Origin of the sequence: Thermovirga lienii, from assembly GCF_036847465.1 — a bacterium.
Lineage (GTDB): Bacteria > Synergistota > Synergistia > Synergistales > Thermovirgaceae > Thermovirga > Thermovirga lienii.
Map to the genome: position 1 here is coordinate 11,504 of NZ_DAITZW010000012.1, position 20,413 is coordinate 31,916.

The window sequence follows — 20,413 nt, forward strand, 5'->3', positions numbered from 1 at the left end:
GCCTTCGAGGTCCTAAAGGCAGCAAACTTCAAGATTGCTCCAGGCATGAGAGTAATAATAACTCCTGCAACCAGAGAGGTCATGAAACAGTGTGCCCAGGCAGGGTTCATAGAAAAATTCTTGGATGCTGGAGTGATCTTCACGAATCCCACTTGCGCACTCTGCACAGCAAAACATTACGGAACTCTGCCAAGCGGTGATATAGGCATGTCAACCACTAACAGAAACTTCATAGGCAAGGTTGGGAAGGGAAGCCATACGTATTTGGCAAGCCCGATGACCGCCATGGCATCGGCAGTTCGCGGCGTTATCACCGACCCGCGGGAAATTCTTGGGTAAGGGGTGGATTCTCATGACGGAGAACATCTTAAGAGGAAGAGCATGGGTTTTCGGGGACGATGTGGACACCGACCTCATATACCACAACAAGTACCTGGCTATAACCGACCCAAAGGAGATGGCCCAGTACTCCTTCGAATACTACCCTGGCAAGGAGAACTTCGCCAAAGAAGCTAAACCCGGAGATTTCGTAGTAGCTGGGCAAAACTTCGGCTGCGGTTCGTCCAGGGAACACGCCGTATATTGCCTCAAAGAGCTAGGTATCCCCGTAATACTAGCAGAATCCTACGCCAGAATCTATTACAGAAACGCAGTAAACAACGGATATCCTGTCCTTGTAGTTCCCAACATCACCAAAAAGGTAAAAGATGGCGATGAACTCGAGGTCAACCTGGACACCGGAGAGATCAAAAATCTGACCACTGGTGAAGTAATGCACGGCGACGCGGTGACGGATCTGGAGAAGGAAATAATGGCCTACGGTGGCCTGATTCCTTACCTCAAAGCCCAAGCCGCCAAAGAGCAAAAGTAGGAGGTGAGCTCCATGGGTAAGACCTTCGCTGAAAAAGTTTTGGGGAAAGCAGCAGGACAGGATGTCAAGGCAGGCCAAGTTGTGACCGTCGAGCCTCACTTTTGCATGAGCCACGACAACGCCGCCCCTATCTCCAAGGTTTTCAAGAAAATTGGTGTAGATAAGGTATGGAACCCAGATCATATAGTTATCATCCTAGACCACGCTGTTCCAGCGCCCACGGACAAACATGCAGAGAACCACAAGATAATCAGAGAATTCGTTAAAGAGCAGGGGATCAAACACTTCTATGATGTGAACAGCAAAGGCGGCGTATGTCACCAGATAATGTGCCAGGAAGGATTTGCCCTTCCTGGTCTGGTAATGGTGGGCAGCGATAGCCATACTTGCACCTATGGTGCCTACGGAGCCTTCTCCACGGGCATAGGAAGAAGCGAGATGGCAGCTACCTGGGCAACAGGCAAAATCTGGTTCCGTGTACCTGAGTCCATGAAGATAACAGTAAAGGGATCCTTCAAAAAGGGCGTTTCCGCCAAGGATCTGATACTTAAGATCATTGGAGATATAAAGGCAGATGGCGCAGATTATATGTCCGTCGAGTTTCACGGTCCAGCCATATCCCAGATGTCCTTGGCAGAAAGGATGACCTTGTGCAACATGGGCATAGAGATGGGCGCCAAAAACGCCGTTTGCCCCCCTGACGAGAAGGTGCTTGAAGCCATAAAGGACAACGCAAAGACCGATAAATGGGAAGCCATATGGGCTGACGAAGATGCCGTATACGCGAAAGAGCTGGAATACGACCTTCAAGACCTTGAGCCTGGTGTAGCAAAGCCCCACACCGTGGACAACTACGCCCCAGTGAGCGAGGTCGCAGGAACTCCTATACATCAGGCCTTCCTGGGAAGCTGCACCAACGCCAGGATAGAGGACCTAAGAGAAGCTGCCTCTATACTCAAGGGCAAGGAAGTGGCGGTTAGGACCATAGTGATCCCAGCATCTTGGAAAGTATACCGCCAGGCTATGGAGGAAGGCTTGCTGGATATATTCCTGGATGCAGGCTGCATAATAAATAACCCTGGCTGTGGACCGTGTATGGGGAACCACGAAGGAATACTAGCCCCAGGTGAAGTATGTATCTCAACGGCCAATAGGAACTTCAAAGGTCGCATGGGCAACAAGGAAAGCTTCATCTATCTGGCAAGCCCCATGACGGTTGCGGCTTCCGCCATAAAAGGCGCAATAGCCGACCCAAGGGAGGTGCTCTAGATATGAAAATAACAGGAAGGGTATGGAAATACGGGGACGACGTAAATACCGACGTCATTTTCCCTGGCAAGTACACGTACACTGTATCAGAGCGCTCTGAAATGGGCCAGTACGCGTTGGAGGACTTGGACCCTGAGTTCACTAAAAACGCCAAGCCCGGAGACATCATAGTGGCAGGGAAGAACTGGGGATGCGGCTCCTCCCGCGAGCAGGCGGTTACCTGTCTCAAAGTTAGGGGAATAGGAGCAATAATAGCTAAGGGATTTGCCCGAATCTACTATCGCAATGCCCTCAACGAGGGACTTCCCATAATAGTGGCACCTGAAGCAGTTGATGCCATAGAGCACCAAGATGAGATAACCATCGATTTCGACAAGGGGGAAATCATAACTCCCAAGGGCACTTTCTCCTTCCCTCCGTTCCCTGAGTTCGTAAGGGGACTAATAGAGGACGGTGGTCTGATACCTCACGTTAAGAAATCTCTAGGACTAGAATAAAAGAGGGAGGTTTTGCAAGATGGAAAGAAACGTTATGCAGGTTAAGGAGAAAAAGGATCGTTACACTGTAACCTATATACCGGGAGACGACTCGGGCTTCGACGTAATGGAAGCAGCCATGATAGTCATGCAGGCCTTGAATCCCCCTATCGATTGGGTTAGAGCCGATATGGGATGGTGCATGTGGGAAAAATCCTGCAAAGAGTATCCTGAGGGCGACCCAAGGAGAAACACCGTTCCTCCGGAGACCATCGAAAAGGTCAAAAATTCCGACGCTACCCTAATGGCAGCCATAACATCCAAGTCGGGAGTAAAAGGCTTTAAATCCGCCATACTTCAGCTAAGACAGATGTTCGACCTCTATATAAACTTCAGACCGGCAAAACTGTACCCCGGAGTAAGCACCCCCTTAAAAGGAGACCCCGATATAAACATAGCCCTGTTCCGCGAGAACACTGAAGACCTCTACTCTGCCGTAGAGTGGCGACCACTGCCGAAGGAGATGTTCGACCTGCATCCAGGCATGGAGAGGTTCAAGGACAAAAGTGAAGTTGCCGTATCTTGGAGGGTGTACTCCAAAGAAGGATGCGACAGAATAATAAGGGCCGCCTTCGAGTATGCCAAGGCAAATGGCCTCAAGAGCGTTGTAAACTGCAACAAGGCCAACGTCATAAGGGCCACCGACGGGATGATGAAAGAGCGCTTCCTAGAGATAGCAAAAGAATACCCAGAGATAGAAGCAAGGGAAGAGAACGCCGATGCCACAGCCATGTGGCTGATCAAGAACCCTCAGGACTACCAGGTAATAGTGACCTCCAACGTCTTCGGCGACATCCTCTCCGATGAAGCCTCCCAGCTCATTGGCGGACTGGGCTTCTCCCCGAGCGGCAACATAGGAGAAAATACGGCGATCTTCGAACCAAGCCATGGTTCTGTGCCTAAATACGCTCACCAATACAAGATCAACCCCTGCGGCATGCTCATAACCGCAGCGATGATGCTCAAGTACCTCTGTCTGGATGAGTACGCAGAGAAATTGGAAAAGGCCATAGGAGATACGCTGGTAGAAGGTAAATATCTAACTTACGATATCTGGAGGGACCGTGGAGACAAGGATTGGGAGACAAAGGCCGTCTCCACCCTTGATATGGCAAAGGCCATAGCCTCCAAGATCGACCCGGACTTCGACAAGAAGGCCGATGAAATTTGCGCCAAAGCAAAAGAAATGTGCGCATGGGAGCACCTGGTATAAGAACTTTCTCGAAGCAGAGCGAGGCCTCCGCTGGAGGCCTCGTCTTTTTTAGTCAAAACAACAACTGCATAACATATTGTTGTTTTTGTACTTCATGGAGGGGATGAAAATGAAAACCGCCCAAGCAGGCACACTGGAGTCCATGGACTGCCTGGTAACCGCAAGCGCTGCAGAAAGGGGAAAAGGCATTTTTATAACCATGGAGGGGGCCAACATCGCCAGGTTCAGGGACTCTATACTCAAGACGGCGAAGGCAACCCTTCTGGAATTGGGCATCAAAGACGTCGTCCTTTCAATTCAATTCAATGGTGCCAACGACGTCGTCTTGAAAGCTAGAGTTGAAGCGGCAGCAAGAACCCTCATGGGGGGTGAAGAATGATGGCCTTAAGGCGTACCATGCTCTACTTACCCGGGAACAACCCCAATATGCTCATGAGGGGGCACCTTTTCAAGCCCGACGGGGTAATCCTTGACCTGGAGGATTCCGTATCATTGGGTGAAAAAGAAGCTGCGAGGATCTTAGTACGAGAGACATTAAAAAATGTGGACTTTGGCGAATGCGAGGTAACGGTCAGGATAAACGGCCTTGACACCCCGTTCTGGAAAAGGGATCTTGAAGAGGTCATTCCCTGGGGTATAGACGGAATAAGGGTTCCAAAGGTAGAGACCCCTCAGGACGTAAAACTTCTTGACGAGGCCATATCGGAGATAGAAAACAAACACAACCTCCCCGAGGGGAAAGTACAGATAACCTGTTTGCTTGAAACGGCGTTGGGAATATGGAACGCTTATCATATAGCTACAGCGTCCAAACGAGTAACGGCTATATGTCCCGGAGGCGAGGACCTGAGGGCAGATTTGAAGACAAGCCGTTCCGAAAATTCAGAGGAACTTGTAGGCCCAAGAAGAATGGTTGTATTAGCAGCTCATGCCGCTAAGGTAGATCCTTTGGATACCGTCTTTGCGGACATAACCGATGACGAGGGCCTCAGGAGGGAAACCCAGTGGGTCAAGCAAATTGGCTACCAGGGTAAAAGCGTCATCCATCCAAACCAAATTCCCATAATTCATGACGTCTTCACTCCAACAGAAAAGGAAATAGCCCAAGCTCAAAAAATAGTACAGGCGGCCAAGGAAGCCGCAGAGAAAGGGTTAGGCGCAGTCTCAGTCGACGGGAAAATGGTAGACAGGCCAGTGGTCAAACGCGCGGAATACGTGCTACAAAGAGCTGGTCTTCTCGAAGGAGGCGAATAGTCATGGCCGTCAATGCTGTGGGACGGGATATACCGAGCTCTATTCCTGGTTACAAAGACGACGTCGTGCTGTTCAGAGGGGCCACGAAGAGGTTACCAAAGGGAAACCGCTACGGCAAAAAAAACAGGACGACGTTCTTCACCAAGACTGACAAGACGCTCCCCAACATAAAGGCAGCAATCCGAGAGTCGGGACTTCAAAGCGGCATGACCATATCCTTCCACCACCACCTACGCAATGGGGATTACGTGGTCAACATGGTCCTTGACGCCTGTGCCGAAATGGGAATAAAGGACTTGGTCATATTCCCTACCGCGCTCTTCGGCGTCCATAAACACCTAACAAAGCACATACAAAAAGGTGTAATTCGACAAATTCAAGGCTCTGTAAATGGCCCCATAGGTCAGCTAGCATCTGAGGGAGGTATGGAACTTCCCGTCGTCCTTAGAAGCCACGGAGGCAGGCCCAGGGCTGTAATAAGTGGGGATGTCAAGATTGACGTGGCGTTCATAGCTGCCCCCACGGCCGATAAATACGGCAACCTTACAGGAGCCTATGGACAGTCGGCATGTGGCTCCCTTGGATATGCTCACACGGACGCAGACTACGCAGAGTGCGTAGTAGCGATAACGGACAATTTAGTAGAATACCCTGCCCCATACATTCAGATTCCCCAAACACAAGTGGATTACGTCGTGCAGGTGGATAAAATAGGGGATCCTGCAGGTATAGTTTCGGGAACGACCAGAGTAACCCGAGACCCCATGAGGCTTTTGATCGCACGCTATGCAGCCAAACTTATAGAATCAAGCCCTTACTTCAAGGAAGGCATATCCTTCCAGACTGGTGCTGGAGGCATTTCCCTCGCCGCTGCTGCGTACGTAAGAGATGCCATGAGAAAAAAGGGGATCAAGGGGAGCTTCGGTTTAGGAGGTATAACAAGCTTTTTCGTGGACATGCTAGAGGAGGGACTTTTCAGACAACTGATGGACGTTCAGTCCTTCGATCTGGCAGCCGTGGAATCCATATCGCGCAACGCCGCTCACGTTGAAATCTCTGCCGATTGGTACGCCAATCCCTGGAACGCAGGATGCATGGTTAACATGCTGGACACCGTGGTACTGGGAGCTACAGAAGTGGATAGGGACTTCAACGTCAACGTAAACACCGAGTCCGATGGGGCACTGCTTCACGGGATTGGAGGCCACCAAGACACCGCATCAGGAGCCAAACTGACCATAATCACTACTCCTCTATTGAGGGGAAGGATACCATCCGTTGTGGATTCAGTTTACACGGTTACCACACCTGGAGAAGTGGTGGATGCTGTGGTAACCGAGTTCGGCGTCGCCATAAACCCAAGGCGCCAAGACCTCATGGACGCCATCAAACCCAGCAAGGACTTACCATTAGTCACCATAGACGAGCTGGTAGAGAAGGCCAAAAAGCTCGCGGGAGATATGGCTCCAATAGAGCACACAGACCGAATAATAGGCGTAATAGAATATCGAGATGGCTCTGTTATAGACGTAGTCAGACAGATAAAGAAAAAATAGAACATTTATCCATAAACGGGTCCCCGAATTCTTGGGGCCCGTTTTTAATTCCCAGCCACAAATAATTTCCTCTAATGCCCTATCTGATATAAAATTTATCTATATTTTATGGATTCAAAGTTTCTTGGAGGTGTTTTGTCCTGCTGATAAAACCACACAAAAGTTTGAACTCCTTTCTGGAATGGATAAAGACCCTTGATGGCAAGGTTTGCACACTAAGGGAGTTCCCTCCACAGGAAGCCTCATGGGCCAGGTGGCCTGACTTGGACGAGAGACTGAAAAAAGCTCTAGAGAAAAGGGGGATCCAGAAGCTATACAGCCATCAAGCCGACGCTATAAGAATGATCATGGAGGGCAAAAACGTAGTCCTGGCAACTCCAACGGCTTCCGGCAAGAGCTTATGCTACAACGTTCCCGTACTGGATGCCATAATGAAAAATCCAGATTCAAGAGCTCTATTCATGTTTCCCACCAAGGCATTGAGCCAAGACCAAATGGCAGGACTTCATCAGCTCATAGAGCTGTCTGGGGTAGACGTAAAAACCTTTACATATGACGGTGATACCCCAGTCGCGGCAAGGCAAAAGCTGAGGGCAGCAGGACATATCGTAATAACCAACCCAGATATGCTCAATACAGGCATTCTCCCTCATCACACAAAGTGGATAAAGCTTTTCGAAAACCTAAGATACGTTGTAATAGACGAGCTCCACACTTACAAAGGAGTTTTCGGCTCCCATGTAGCAAACCTCATAAGAAGACTTAAAAGGATATGTTCCTTCTACGGCTCCAAACCTACTTTCATAGGCTCCTCAGCCACTATAAGCAATCCAAAGGAGCTCTCCGAACTCTTGCTGGAGGAACCAGTTCATGTGATAACTGAAAGTGGAGCGCCAAGGGGCCCCAGGAAATTTGTCATATACAACCCCCCAGTGGTTAACGAGCAGCTGGGAATCCGAAAATCCTCCTTAACGGAGACCGCTAAGATAGCGGCTGAAGCAGTAGCCAACAACATAAGCACCATTGTGTTCACCAGATCAAGGGTAAACGTGGAACTCTTAGTGACCTACCTGAGGCGGGCTCTAATTTCCAAGGGATTGGACGCTAGTAAGGTGGAAGGTTACCGGGGAGGCTACCTACCCAACGAAAGAAGAGCTATAGAACGAAAGCTCCGTGAGGGCGAAATAACGTGCGTGGTCTCCACCAACGCCCTGGAACTGGGAATAGACATAGGTAGCCTGGAATTAGCCATTCTTCACGGCTATCCAGGGAGCATCGCATCCATGTGGCAACAAATAGGAAGAGCCGGAAGAAGCATGGGACTTTCCGCAGCCATTATGGTAGCTTCCTCCTTTGCAATGGACCAATTCCTTGCTTCAAGACCCGAGTACTTGTTCGGAGCCTCTCCAGAAAGGGCACGCATAAACAGCGACAATCTCTACATACTTGCAAACCACGTCAAGTGCAGCGCCTTTGAGCTTCCCTTTCACCAAGGAGAAAAATTTGGAAACAAAGATATTTCAGAGATACTGGAATACCTTAGGCAAAAAGGAACGCTGCATAAATCGGAGGAAAAGTTCTTCTGGCAAGAGGACTCCTTCCCCGCTGAATCACTCTCATTGAGGAGCGCCACAAGCGAGAACTTTGTGATCATAGATATCACCGAGACCGCAAAACCCGTCGTGATAGGTGAGGTAGACCGTCCCAGCGCGCCTATGCTAATTCATCCCGAGGCCATATACTTTCATGGAGGCAAAACGTACCAAGTCATGAAGTTGGACTATGACGGCATGAGATGCTACGTGAAACAGGTGGAAGTAGATTATTACACCGACGCTGATATGGCCGTCAGATTCCAAACCATAGACACACTAGAACAACAAGGCCATTGGGGATTGGGAGAGATACTGATGGCAAGCAGACCTACCATATACAAAAAAATAAAACTCCACACCCATGAGAATTTAGGGTATGGTCACATTCACTTGCCAGAGGAGCAAATGCATACAACAGCTTGCTGGCTCAAAGTACCTACAGGCGTCGTGTGGGAGGGATGGGACGAGAACCGGCAGAGCTCGGCATTAACAGGACTTTCTAACCTCCTTCGCAGCACGGCACCCCTCTTTCTGATGTGTGCACGACATGACATTATAATCCACGGCCTCGTAAAGGATCCCTTCCTTGAAAGCCCGGCAGTATATATAGCCGACAACTACCCTGGTGGTATTGGATTGGCAGAGGGAGCCTTTGAACTAAAAAGCAAGCTACTAACCTCCGCGAGAGAGGCTCTTTCAAGCTGCAAATGCGAAAGGGGATGCCCTGCGTGCATCGGCCCCCTAGGGGCCCAAATCAACGCAAAAAAGGACACGGCCTTTTTGCTGGATACCATTCTTGCCAATGACTAGCCCTACCGAGGTGAAAGAGACAGAAACATGGACCGCTTGAGCAGACTGGAAAGGCTACTGGGGCCGCTGCCTTCAAGGCAAGAATCAAAGGAAACAAACAACGACATAAAGGGCCTTCCAGAGGGAGGGAAATGGGTACACGAAGGCGTGTACGTAATAAATAAGGCCTTTCCCCTACCTTATAAGCACGGATGCATTCTTCTGGATGGCGTAGGTCATTCAGCCCTGGTTTTGGAGCCATGGGGTTCCAAGGGAACGCCAGTATTCTTGGACCTGGAGACTACAGGGCTCGCCGGAGGGAGTGGTACATACGCATTCTTGGCCGGCTTGGCCTACGTTTCAGATTCAACCTTGGTTGCAAAACAGATATTTCTAGCTACCCCCTCATCGGAGGAACTATGGCTCCAAGTTCTTTTCGAGAGCTTCCCGGAACGAGATGTCTCCCTAGTAACTTACAACGGCAAATCTTTCGATTGGCCCATGATCCAGACTAGAACCATATTGAATCGAAAGAAAGTCCCTATTAGCCTGCTAGGGCACCTGGACCTGCTTCAGCTGGTCCGCTATCTCTGGAAAGAAAAGCTGGAAAACTGCAGATTATCGACGGTCGAATCAGAGCTTCTCGAAGTCCAAAGAACCGTAGCAGACGTGCCAGGATGGTTGGTGCCTAAATACTATGCCGATTTCCTCAAAACAGGAAACGCCCTCCCACTGCAGGGCGTTTTCTATCACAACCTCATGGACATTCTTTCCTTGATAGCTTTGAAGCTGAAGGTATCGAAGATAGTAAGCGGCTCAGACACGGAGGATCCGGAAGCCACATTGAAGGCAGGTGACCTGTGGGCAGCAAGGAAGAGATTGCAAGAGGCAGAGAAATTGTGGGGTTTCATAGCTGCCTGCAATTCCCATTTGAGTTTCGAGGCAAAACTCAGGCTGGCCTACTGGGAGAAAAAGCGAGGAAACTACGACGTGGCGGCGCGGCTATTCGAGGAATGTACTATCACCTTGAAGGGGCCAACCCTTATAAATGTATTGATAGAACTAGCAAAGATAAACGAACACCATCTAAAGAACATACCTAGGGCCATTCAATTTACAAGGCACGCCTTGGCCGTCCTAGATAAAGCACGTCCATTCTACGATAACTGGACGTGGAAGAAGTTAAGAAACCCCATACTCCATAGACTCGAGAGGTTGATACGAAAATCAAACATAAAAAGAGCATAATTTAAAGTATTATTAGTAATTCAGCCAATTATTGATATACTAAAGGCTATAAAGGAAATAAGGAGGTCTTAATATGCCTGTACCAGAGCACATATTCAGGGAATACGACATAAGGGGGTTAGCCGACGAAGAATTGAACAGCGAGAACGTCCAAGCCATAGCCCTTGCCTTTGGCACCCTCTTAAAAAGGAAAGGAATTGGGCGAATATGCCTGGGAGGAGACGTCAGGCCTTCCACCGAAAGGATCAGAAAGGACGTAATAGAAGGAATAACCCTTGCAGGTATAGACGTTACGGACGTGGGAGTGGTAACGACCCCCATGCTCTATTGGAGCCTTTACCATTACGGTGTGAACGGTGGCATAATGATAACTGGCAGTCACAACCCTCCAGAGTTCAACGGCCTCAAGCTTGCAGTGGGCAAGACCACCCTTTATGGAAGACAGATCAAGGAAATTTACGACATGATCTCTAAAAACGACCTTGAGAAAGGAACCAAAAAGGGCTCTGTATTCTCTGAATCAATCAACGAACCTTACATCAACATGCTCCTTTCAAAAATAACCCTAGGGCCTAAGAAACTCAAGGTCGTCACGGACTCAGGAAACGGTACAGCCGGTCCCATCATAAACGAATATTTGAAAAGATCAGGATGCGAAGTCGTTCCACTCTTCGCAGAACCTGACGGCCGATTCCCTAACCACCACCCCGACCCAACTAAGAGAGAGAACCTCGGAACCCTTATAGACACAGTGATAAAGGAAAAAGCTGACGTGGGGCTAGGCTTCGACGGAGATGCTGACCGTATCGGAGTTGTGGATGACCAAGGGAACATAGTGTGGGGAGATATTCTAATGATCCTCTTCTGGCGGGAAATACTTCCCAAACATCCAGGAGCAAAAGCTATAGTGGAAATAAAAAGCTCCCAGGCATTGGTGGACGAAATAGAACGATTGGGTGGGGAGGTAGTATGGTGGAAATCAGGCCACTCGCTCATTAAGGCCAAGATGAAGGAACTAAACGCCCTCTTCTCCGGAGAAGTTTCAGGGCACATGTTCTTTGCCGATGAATATTATGGCTTTGATGATTCCTTTTACGCAGCGGGAAGACTGCTGAGGATCCTATCCAACTCGGATAAAAGCCTCTCGGAAATGCTCTCAGACGTGCCGAAATATTACAGCACCGCTGAAACTCGCATCCCCTGCAGTGATGAAGAAAAGTTTCAAGTTATCGAAAAAATAAAGGAAAGCGCCCTCAAAGATTACGACGCTATAACTATAGATGGAGTAAGAATCCTATATCCAAGGGGTTGGGGATTGGTAAGGGCTTCCAACACCCAGCCAGTTTTGGTCGCCAGAGCGGAAGGAAAGACAGAAAAAGACCTTGAGGAATATTGCAATGACCTCAAGAAACGGATCCTTGAGGCTGGCGTGGATGACTTCCAGTGGGAATACTGATGAATTAATATCTAAAGGGGCAGGCTACTTTCCTGCCCCTTTAGATATGAACCACTCAATAGTTTTTTCCAATCCCTCACGCAAACTGTACTCAGGATCGTAGCCAAGCAACTCTTTTGCCTTACTTATATCTGCTTTTGAAAATCGCACGTCCCCTTTCCTGAAGGGCGCAAAGTCCCCTTCTGGGGGATTTGTTCCAGTTTTTCTTTGATAGAGATCCCTTATGGTATCCAAAAGCTCCAACAGGGTAACACTTCTTCCTGTACCTATGTTGAAGACCTCATGTCCCTGCGCTCCAAGGAGTGCAGCCCTTATGTTCGCCTGGACTACGTCCTTGACGTATACGAAATCCCTAGTGTTTTTTCCATCTCCGTATATTATAGGTTCGTTGCCACTAGCGATTCGACTCAACCAAATAGTTATAACTCCCGAATAAGGGCTTCCAGGATCCTGTCTTGGGCCGTACACGTTCATGTACCTAAGTCCCACGACGTTTAAATCCTCGGACAAAACCTGAGCATAAAGCTCATCCGTCATCTTGGATACAGCATATGGGGACTTGGGATTCAGCAGGGATGACTCCTTGAGGGCATTCTCTCCTCCATCTCCATATACTGCTGCAGATGAAGCATATACCAAGGACTTTACGCCTGATGCCTTGGCAGCCAGAAGAACGTTGAGGAACCCATCGACGTTGCACTGATTATTGAGCAGAGGGTCATCAAACGACCTTGGGACCGAAACCAGTGCCGCCTGGTGTAAAACCATATCTACCCCCTTGCATAAGGCAAGGCAGTCATCGTAGTTTCTTATATCTCCTTCCATGAATTTGAACCTTTGGCGTTGGGCGTCTGTAAGTTTACTGGTAGCTTCCTCTAGGTTTTTTACGCGTCCGCTCAAGAAGTTGTCCATGGCGACCACTTCCTGATCCATCATGAGCAGACTCTCCACGAGGTGAGAGCCCACAAAACCGGCTGCTCCAGTCACGGCCCACCGATAACGCTTGGAAGTCATCTCCTTAAAGATTTCTGTCATCCCCGTTCTCTCCTCATCGATTTTTCACTAAAAAGGGCAGCTGGGAAATTTTCCCGCTGCCCTAAATGATACATGGGTAAACTTTTTTCTACAACGTCTCCTGCGCTGTCCTCGCTATGATCTCCTCCTGCAATTCCTTTCCAAGATCGCAGAAGTAATCGCTGTAACCCGCCACGCGAACTATGAGATCCCTGTATTTTTCAGGGTGCTTTTGAGCATCTCTGAGGGTAGCTTCGTCGACCACGTTGAACTGGATGTGATGCGCATCGTACCTGAAGTACGTCCTTATGAGGTTGGCAAGCTTTTCTATACCTTCCTCCCCCTCAAGTACCTTGGGCATAAACTTCATGTTCAATAGGGTTCCACCGGTCTTTATATGATCCATCTTTCCAGCGGACTTTATGACCGCAGTCGGACCGTTTCTATCGGCGCCTTGCACAGGAGAAATGCCTTCGGATAGGGGCATCCTGGCCTTCCTTCCATCCGGGGAAGCTCCCATCACTGAACCGAAATAAATGTGACAGGTGGTAGGCAACATGTCCACGTGATATTCGCCACCCTTGGTGTTCTTTCTACCTTCAATTTCGTTAAAGAGGGTCTCAAAGACCTCCTTCATGATGTTGTCAGCGTAGTCGTCGTCATTGCCGTACCGGGGGGTCTTGTTCATGAAGGTAAGGCGCATAGATTCATAGCCCTCGAAGTCTTTCTTGAGGGCATCCAGGACCTCGTCCATAGAATATCTCTTTTCCTCGAAGACGTGTTTCTTTAAAGCTGAGAGGCTGTCAGTTATGGTCCCTATGCCCACACATTGGATGTAATTGGTATTGTACCTGGGACCTCCATCATTGTAGTCCTTGCCTTTCTTTATGCAGTCGTCTATCAACACTGACAAAAACACCGCTGGTGCGTATTCTGCGTACATGCGCTCTATGAACTGGTTACCTCTCATCTTTATGTCCACGAAGTGGTGGAGCTGCTTCTTGAATGCTTCAAAGAGCTCTTCGTAGGTCTGGAAATTCCTGGGATCACCGGTCTCTAAGCCTATTTTTTTACCAGTCATGGGATCCACACCGTTGTTGAGGGTTATCTCCAAAATCTTGGGAACGTTTAGGTAGCCCGTAAGTATGTAGGCTTCCTTTCCAAAGGCGCCCGTCTCAACGCATCCGCTGGTGCCGCCCTCACGGGCATCCTCCAAGGTCTTACCTACCCTTATCATCTCCGCTATCACAGCATCAGCGTTGAATATGGAAGGATATCCATATCCCTTCCTTATGACGCGGCAGGCCGCCTTTAGGAAACGATCAGGCGTCTTTCTGCTAAGCTGGACATTGGCTTGAGGTTGCAGCAAGTGGATCTCATCCATTATCTCCAGCATCATGTAGGAAATTTCGTTGACGCTGTCTGAACCGTCTGGCAACAACCCGCCGAGGTTTATGTTGGTGAAATCGTTATAGGTTCCACTCTCAGCAGCCGTGACACCTACCTTAGGAGGCGCAGGATGGTTGTTGAATTTGATCCAGAAAGCAGAGAGGAGTTCCTTGGCCCAATCTCTGGTTATCTTGCCCTCCTCCAGGTCCTTTTTGTAGAAGGGATAGAAATACCTGTCGAGGTGCCCAGGGTTCATAGCATCCCAACCATTGAGTTCCGTAATAGTGCCGAGGTGCATGAACCAATACATCTGGAGAGCCTCCCAGAAATCTCTGGGAGCGTAGCGTGGAACCCATCTGCAATTTGCGGCTATACGTTCCAGTTCCGCCTTTCGCTTTGGGTCTTTTTCTTCTTTCGCCATCTTTTCGGCTAAATCAGCATGGCGTTCGGCAAACAAGATGACTGCGTCACAAGCTATGCGCATGCCCTTGAGCTGTTCTCTCTTCTTAGTGGCCTCCGGGTCGTTCAGGAAGTCCAAGGAGGCTATGGACTCGTCTATTTCCTTCTTGAAGTCCTCAAGCCCCTTCTTGTAAAACTTTCCGTCCAAAGTGGTGTGCCCAGGAGCCCTCTGTTCCATGAACTCGGTAAAGATACCTGCCGCGTAGGCATCTTTCCACTCATCGTCAAGCTGCTCAAAAATGCGGTCTCTCATGGAACGACCTTTCCAGAAGGGGATAACCTTTTCCTTGTAAACCCTCTTGCACTCTTCTGAGACCTTATAAGGGTTTTTCTCCCTAGTGTCCAAGATCTCCAGGTCCTCCAGAGTGTGGCATGTAAGCTCCGGATAAGTAGATACACACTTGGGCTTAGGTCCCCTTTCTCCTACTATCAGTTCGTCCTTGCCTATGTAAATGGTCTTTTTCGCACATAGCTCCTTAAACGCCAGGGCCCTCATCACTGGTACCGAGTATTTACCTATGTTCTCCCTGTAAAAATCGGTTATTATCTCGGCTCTTTCGTAATCCAAAGTAACAGGTGTTTCGTAGCTTTCTTCTCTGAGCCTTTTGATGCGCTCGTTCATTTCCTTACCCTCCAATCTTGACCTCAAGGTTTTTGGCCTCAAAGATACGGGAAAAACCTTCCATTTCCTCTTTCGTTGGGGATTTCAAATCCCTCAAAAGGTAACTCATTCCCAACCTCTCGTATTTGTGGTTCGCTGTACCGTGATACGGAAGGAGACTTACATTCTCTACCCCCCTGAGAGTGCTTATAAATCTCGACATGGCCTCAAGCTCCTCGGGGTTGGCGTTTACCCCCGGAATCACCGGTATCCTTATCCAGATCGAAGCTCCCCCTTCCGACAAAGCTTGTAGGTTATAAAGTATCAACTGGTTGGAAACGCCTGTGTAGAACTGGTGCTTTTCTTCATCCATGAGTTTTAGGTCATACAGAAAAAGGTTGACGTACGGCGCTATCCTCGTGATCACTTCAGTTGGAGCATATCCCGAGGTATCTACTGCGGTGTGGATATCTTTCCTTCTGCATTCCATTAGCAGTTCCTCGAGAAAATCCGGCTGCGAAAGAGGCTCTCCCCCGGAAAAGGTCACCCCTCCCCTGGATTCATCGAAAAACAGCACGTCCTTTTCTATCTCTTCCATGACCCATTGGGTAGTGACCTTTTTCCCTACGAGCTCTCTCGCCTCCGCCGGGCAAACCTCGACACAAACACCACAGTTGGTGCAAAGATTCGGATCCGCGACAAAACCCCTTTGAGTCAGACGAATTGCTTGATTAGGGCAAGCGCTCTCACACGCGCCACACCCTATGCACCGCTCAGGTCGGTAAAGTACCACAGGTTCAAAAGCCTGGCTCTCGGGATTGTGACACCACCAACACCGCAGGGGACACCCCTTCAAAAAAACCGTATCCCTTATGCCTGGTCCATCGTGTATTGAATATCTTTTGATGTCAAAAACTATTCCTTTTTTCAAATCATATACCCCTTTACTTAACACCTTGGTTTTCCGCCGCCTCTGCTTCCGCATAATACATATGTATGTATTTTTCCTGAACAGCAAAGGACCAATGGACGTCTCTCATGTATTCTGCTGCTCCCTTGGCATCTCCGTCTTCAATCAGCTTTATAAATGCATCATGCTCCTCCGTAGAGCGCATCTCCCATTCCTTTACGAAACCTTTTCTTCTCGGAAAGTCATAGAGCCTGCTCTTCAACGTCATTACGGTCTTGATCAATGTTTCGTTGTCTGACAAGTCAAGGTAAACGTTGTGAAAAGCTATGTTGTGTTCGTAGAAGGTGTCGAAGTCATCTCTCTCTAGAGCTTCGCGCATGAGCCTATTTTCCTCTCTAAGCTTTCGCACGTTCTCATCGGAGCGTAATTTTTCAAAATTACAAAGGACCACCGAGGCCTCTAGGGCACCTATTATTTCGTAAGCATGCCTGATGTCCTTCTTGGTCAAGGGATTGACCATAATGCCCCTTCTGGGGTAAAAGACGACAAACCCTTCCAGCTCAAGCTGAATAAGAGCCTCTCTCAAAGGGGTCTTGCTTATGCCAAGCCTGGCGCTCAGTTCGTTCAAATTTAAAAACGCTCCAGGCTTGAGCTCCCCAGCATTAAGTTTTCTTCTAAGATAGTCGTAAACTTGCTCCCTCAACGATTTGGTCATAATCTGCTCTTTGTGCAACATATCTATTCATCCCACCCATCTAGTATCTAATATATCAGATATTTTGTTTTAGTCAAACGGCATTGAGCGTTGTTTCCATAATATTTTAACAAATCGCCATCGCCAAATCTTCTACTCACGTTGAGAAATTGAAGAAACTATAACGCTTCCTCCCAAGTTATTCTTCCATAGGACGTTTATGGAAGACACTGAAGTACTTAGCAACCTTCCGGGCATAGGGTGGGTCTTGCCATTTTTTCTTGACCGCTGTCCTTGAAAAGGCTCCACAAAAAAGGCACAGCCAATATGCATGAACCGAAGATGTCACAAGTCCTATCACCAAAAACAAAAAACACAAGGCAGCGAAAAGATTTCTATAGAACAACTTCACACCTCCTAGGCTCTACCATGGAGTCCCCAAAATCACGTGGGGCAAGAACAAAACAAGTTTTGGGAAATAGCTCGTAAAAAGAAGAACTGGCCCCCAACACAAAAACATAAAATAAAGGGCAGGCCTCATCATCTCATCTATTGGAGTGTTGTTGAGCCTACCTGCTAGGTAAAGCACCGGCGCAGCCGGAGGGGTAATGCAGCCCAGTCCAGTGTTGACTCCCACTATGGCTGCGTAGTGTATAGGGCTGAACCCTAGCTCCATAATTATGGGCATCAGTATTGGAGTCGTTAACACCACCACACTTATGTCATCCATAAGCATGCCCATTATCACCAAGAATATATTGATCATGAAAAGTATCACCCAGCGGTTCTCCGAAACCGATTTAAAGAGGACCAGCAACCTGGAGGGCAAATCCTCCAACAAGTAGAGACGGCTCAGCATGGAAACGGAAAACAGCATCGCCATGATTACGCCCGTCGTGACCGCCGACTCAACGACAGGAGCCCACAGCCCCCGCCAGTCGAACCCCTTGTAAACGAACATACCCACGGGAATGGCATAGAGCACCGCTACTGCAGAAGCCTCGGTAACCGTCATTATGCCTCCGTATATACCGCCAAGGACTATTATGGGGAGCATAAGAGCTGGAAGGGCAACCTTACCTCTTTCCTTTAGGAGCCGCCATTTTTCGGCATTGGACCTTTTATGAGCCACCAAAACCTCTTTATTGTCCCTTAGAAGCCATATATTGACCAAGCTTATCAAGGTTATGGTCAAAATCCCAGGAATAACAGTGGACAGGAAGCAGGCCAAAACAGGCTGCCCACTTATCCAAGCAAAAATTATCAATGTTGCATTGGGGGGTATCAAAAGACCTAAAAGAGAGGCATTGGCCATAAGAGCCGCAGAATGTCCCCTGGGATACCCTTCGGCCTTCAACCTGGGAAACATTATGGTTCCGATACATGAAAGGGTAGCACAGGCTGCGCCCGAAATGGAGCCAAAGACCGCGCAGGAAATGGTCCCTACCACTCCTAGGCCGCCCTTTATATGCCCCACGAATACATCCACCAAATCTACTAGTTTTTCCCCTATTTTGCCCCTCTCCATGATACCACCGGCCATTATGAACAAAGCTATGGCTATCAGGGGAACAGAATTTATCTTGCTGAACGCGTACGGCAAAAGCTGCGTCGCCTGATATCCAGAACCATCAGGCCCACCAAAGAATATGAGCCACGCTGAGGAGGCCATGAAGCTAACAGGAACAGGAACGCCCAACATAAGACAAAAAAGGAGTATGACTATGGCAACATAAATCATTTTGATCCTCCTAAAAACAGTTCTTTGGCACTTTTAAAAAGATACACAGAAAAGTAATAAAGCATAAAAACCAGCCCCAAGAAGACAGCAAGGTAGGACCACCACATAGGTATCCGCCATATGGTAGTCATAGGAATTGCAACACCAGTCCCCAAGGGGCCCCTAAAACCGAACATGAAAAAGTCGTAACCATACCAGACAAACAGGGCAGTAACGCCTACGGTTATCAAATCCTTCAGAAAGACCAAAAATCTTTTTAATGTCCCATTGGGTACGTAAGATTGAACCAAGTCAGCGGAAACGTGAGTCCCGTTGAAAGCCCCTATGGCTGCCCCCGAAAAATAAAGCCAAAAGGCCAAAAGCTTGACCCACTCCTCGTAGCCATAAAGGTCTCCCTTTAAGATATATCGAGTAAACGTGGCAAGGGATATCAATATGGTCAACAATATGGACATGCTGAAGGTGACCAAAGAGAAGGAATTCACTACTATCTTGTCGAAAATGTTGCTTGGCTGTTTGAAACCGACCCTATCTTCGGTCTCCACCACAGCTGCATTCTGTTTTTCTATCAAAATCAACACTCCCCTATTGCTTTTTGTACAAACCCCAAATAGGGGCCAGAATAACTCTGACCCCTTAAGCACACTTATAGGCAATTATTTAATCTTTAGGAGCGAGCTCCTTTATAAATTCGTCGATTAGCTCTGGAGTCATCTTGTCTTTTAACTTAGGCCAAGTGCTGGCGCAAGCCTTTGCTATGGGAACGAGTTCTTCCGGACTATAAGTATGAACCTCGATACCTTGGTCTCTCATTAGCTGCATATATTTTTCGTCGTTGGCCTTCGCTTCCTCAATACTCTTGGCGCTAGCATGGGCGACGGCCTCAGCAATAATCTTCTGGTCTTCTGGGCTCAATTTAGCCCAGGTCTTCATGCTCACCATGTAATTCAAACACTCCAGCGAGTAGTTGGTCATATACCAGTGCTTCAAAACGTCCCTCAACATCGTATAAGCAGCAGCAACGGAGAAGCCGTTGACGCCCTCGCAGACTCCAGTCTGAAGAGACTGATAGACGTCGGACCAAGGTATGGTGACCGTTCTGTATCCCATGGCCTCAGCAGCAAGTTTGTACACGTCCATATTGGGGACTCGGATGAGAACACCTTTGTCCACGTTTGGATTAAGAGGTTCGTTGGCAGGTTTCACGGTACCAGTACCGATCATTCCTTCGATGAAGAATCCCAAAAGCTTGACGCCCAACCTCTGGTTCAACTCGTCCATCTTATTAAAAAGCCAAGTGTTGGGAGCGAATATCCGCTTGACGTCATCATAACCTTTTACGAAGCCGTTGATGTAAACCAACTCAAGTCTGGGGTCAAACTGACTGGGGACCGACGTACAGGACATATCTATGGTTCCGCGAATCATTTCCTCATAGACCAGTTCATAGTCACCCAACTGACTAGCGGGATAAACTTTAATCTCAATACGTCCGTTGGACTTTTCTGCCACTTCCTTCGCTATCTCGTTCATCAACATCGTCGCAGGGTGATCTGAGGGGGATTGACCAGCGAATTTCAGGGTAATCTCAGGAGCTGCAAAAGCCGCACCTGCCATTAATGTGAAGACTACAACAAAACCTACCACTATGCTTAAATACATTTTACCTTTGCTCACCTGTCTTCAACTCCTTTCGTCTCAAACAGCACAAAATCTCACTTTTCCATTTGCCGACGGAAACACTATATAGCCTCTCGCTCTCTCAACACCTCCTTTTCTTCTCCAATTTAATCAAAGCTATTAAACCAAATACTAAAA

General features: G+C 48.3%; 19 protein-coding genes. 11 read left to right on the forward strand and 8 right to left on the reverse strand.

The genetic code is table 11. The annotated features are described in order from the left end of the window. The 11 genes from V7Z69_RS04975 to V7Z69_RS05025 form a co-directional block, all read left to right on the forward strand. The coding region (locus tag V7Z69_RS04975) for an aconitase family protein (RefSeq protein ID WP_334138899.1) at positions 1-339 on the forward strand (339 nt) is incomplete at its 5' end. A gap of 13 nt (positions 340-352) precedes the next feature. Further along, positions 353-871 (forward strand): 3-isopropylmalate dehydratase small subunit, encoded by a 519-nt coding sequence (locus tag V7Z69_RS04980; protein ID WP_014163693.1) that lies wholly within the window; start codon positions 353-355, stop codon positions 869-871. Positions 872-883: 12 nt separating this feature from the next. Further along, the gene (locus tag V7Z69_RS04985) at positions 884-2,140 is read left to right on the forward strand and encodes a 3-isopropylmalate dehydratase large subunit (protein ID WP_334138901.1); all 1,257 of its coding nucleotides are present in this window, start codon (positions 884-886) and stop codon (positions 2,138-2,140) included. Positions 2,141-2,142: 2 nt separating this feature from the next. After that, a complete protein-coding gene (locus V7Z69_RS04990; protein ID WP_014163695.1) occupies positions 2,143-2,637 on the forward strand; it encodes a 3-isopropylmalate dehydratase small subunit in 495 nt (164 codons plus the stop codon). Positions 2,638-2,656: 19 nt separating this feature from the next. Then, a complete protein-coding gene (locus tag V7Z69_RS04995) occupies positions 2,657-3,889 on the forward strand; it encodes an isocitrate/isopropylmalate dehydrogenase family protein (protein ID WP_014163696.1) in 1,233 nt (410 codons plus the stop codon). Between the two features lie 109 nt (positions 3,890-3,998). Beyond that, positions 3,999-4,268 (forward strand): citrate lyase acyl carrier protein, encoded by a 270-nt coding sequence (locus V7Z69_RS05000; protein ID WP_334138902.1) that lies wholly within the window; start codon positions 3,999-4,001, stop codon positions 4,266-4,268. Then, positions 4,268-5,143 carry an HpcH/HpaI aldolase/citrate lyase family protein gene (locus V7Z69_RS05005; RefSeq protein ID WP_211204428.1) on the forward strand — a complete coding sequence of 292 codons (876 nt, stop codon included), beginning with the start codon at positions 4,268-4,270 and terminating at the stop codon, positions 5,141-5,143. The genes V7Z69_RS05000 and V7Z69_RS05005 overlap by 1 nt, the downstream gene beginning before the upstream one ends. A gap of 2 nt (positions 5,144-5,145) precedes the next feature. After that, positions 5,146-6,699, forward strand: a complete 1,554-nt coding sequence (gene citF / locus V7Z69_RS05010) for a citrate lyase subunit alpha (RefSeq protein WP_334138906.1) — start codon at positions 5,146-5,148, stop codon at positions 6,697-6,699. Positions 6,700-6,863: 164 nt separating this feature from the next. Beyond that, positions 6,864-9,104 (forward strand): DEAD/DEAH box helicase, encoded by a 2,241-nt coding sequence (locus tag V7Z69_RS05015; RefSeq protein WP_334138908.1) that lies wholly within the window; start codon positions 6,864-6,866, stop codon positions 9,102-9,104. A 27-nt stretch (positions 9,105-9,131) separates the two neighbouring features. Continuing rightward, on the forward strand, positions 9,132-10,331 hold the full coding sequence (locus V7Z69_RS05020; RefSeq protein ID WP_334138910.1) for a ribonuclease H-like domain-containing protein: 1,200 nt from the start codon (positions 9,132-9,134) through the stop codon (positions 10,329-10,331). A 73-nt stretch (positions 10,332-10,404) separates the two neighbouring features. Continuing rightward, positions 10,405-11,787 (forward strand): phosphomannomutase/phosphoglucomutase, encoded by a 1,383-nt coding sequence (locus V7Z69_RS05025; RefSeq protein ID WP_014163702.1) that lies wholly within the window; start codon positions 10,405-10,407, stop codon positions 11,785-11,787. A 24-nt stretch (positions 11,788-11,811) separates the two neighbouring features. Here V7Z69_RS05025 and V7Z69_RS05030 read toward each other — a convergent pair whose 3' ends face one another. The 8 genes from V7Z69_RS05030 to dctP all read right to left on the reverse strand — a co-directional run bounded on the left by V7Z69_RS05030 (position 11,812) and on the right by dctP (position 20,272). Continuing rightward, the gene (locus tag V7Z69_RS05030; protein ID WP_014163703.1) at positions 11,812-12,822 is read right to left on the reverse strand and encodes an SDR family oxidoreductase; all 1,011 of its coding nucleotides are present in this window, start codon (positions 12,820-12,822) and stop codon (positions 11,812-11,814) included. A gap of 88 nt (positions 12,823-12,910) precedes the next feature. Further along, positions 12,911-15,271, reverse strand: coding sequence for a trans-4-hydroxy-L-proline dehydratase (gene hypD / locus V7Z69_RS05035; RefSeq protein ID WP_014163704.1), 2,361 nt, complete (start codon positions 15,269-15,271; stop codon positions 12,911-12,913). A 4-nt stretch (positions 15,272-15,275) separates the two neighbouring features. Continuing rightward, positions 15,276-16,181: a glycyl-radical enzyme activating protein gene (locus V7Z69_RS05040; protein ID WP_148256366.1), complete on the reverse strand. Its 906-nt coding sequence runs from the start codon at positions 16,179-16,181 to the stop codon at positions 15,276-15,278. 13 nt (positions 16,182-16,194) lie between these two features. Continuing rightward, a complete protein-coding gene (locus V7Z69_RS05045) occupies positions 16,195-16,875 on the reverse strand; it encodes a GntR family transcriptional regulator (protein ID WP_244406318.1) in 681 nt (226 codons plus the stop codon). Positions 16,876-17,053: 178 nt separating this feature from the next. After that, a complete protein-coding gene (locus V7Z69_RS05050) occupies positions 17,054-17,260 on the reverse strand; it encodes a hypothetical protein (protein WP_041445804.1) in 207 nt (68 codons plus the stop codon). An 18-nt stretch (positions 17,261-17,278) separates the two neighbouring features. Beyond that, the gene (locus tag V7Z69_RS05055; RefSeq protein WP_334138916.1) at positions 17,279-18,595 is read right to left on the reverse strand and encodes a TRAP transporter large permease; all 1,317 of its coding nucleotides are present in this window, start codon (positions 18,593-18,595) and stop codon (positions 17,279-17,281) included. Next, positions 18,592-19,167: a TRAP transporter small permease gene (locus V7Z69_RS05060; protein WP_014163708.1), complete on the reverse strand. Its 576-nt coding sequence runs from the start codon at positions 19,165-19,167 to the stop codon at positions 18,592-18,594. Before V7Z69_RS05060 ends, V7Z69_RS05055 begins: the two co-directional genes overlap by 4 nt. 88 nt (positions 19,168-19,255) lie before the next feature. Further along, entirely contained in the window at positions 19,256-20,272 is a 1,017-nt protein-coding gene (dctP, locus tag V7Z69_RS05065; RefSeq protein ID WP_334138919.1) for a TRAP transporter substrate-binding protein DctP, read from the reverse strand. Between the last annotated feature and the right edge of the window lie 141 nt (positions 20,273-20,413).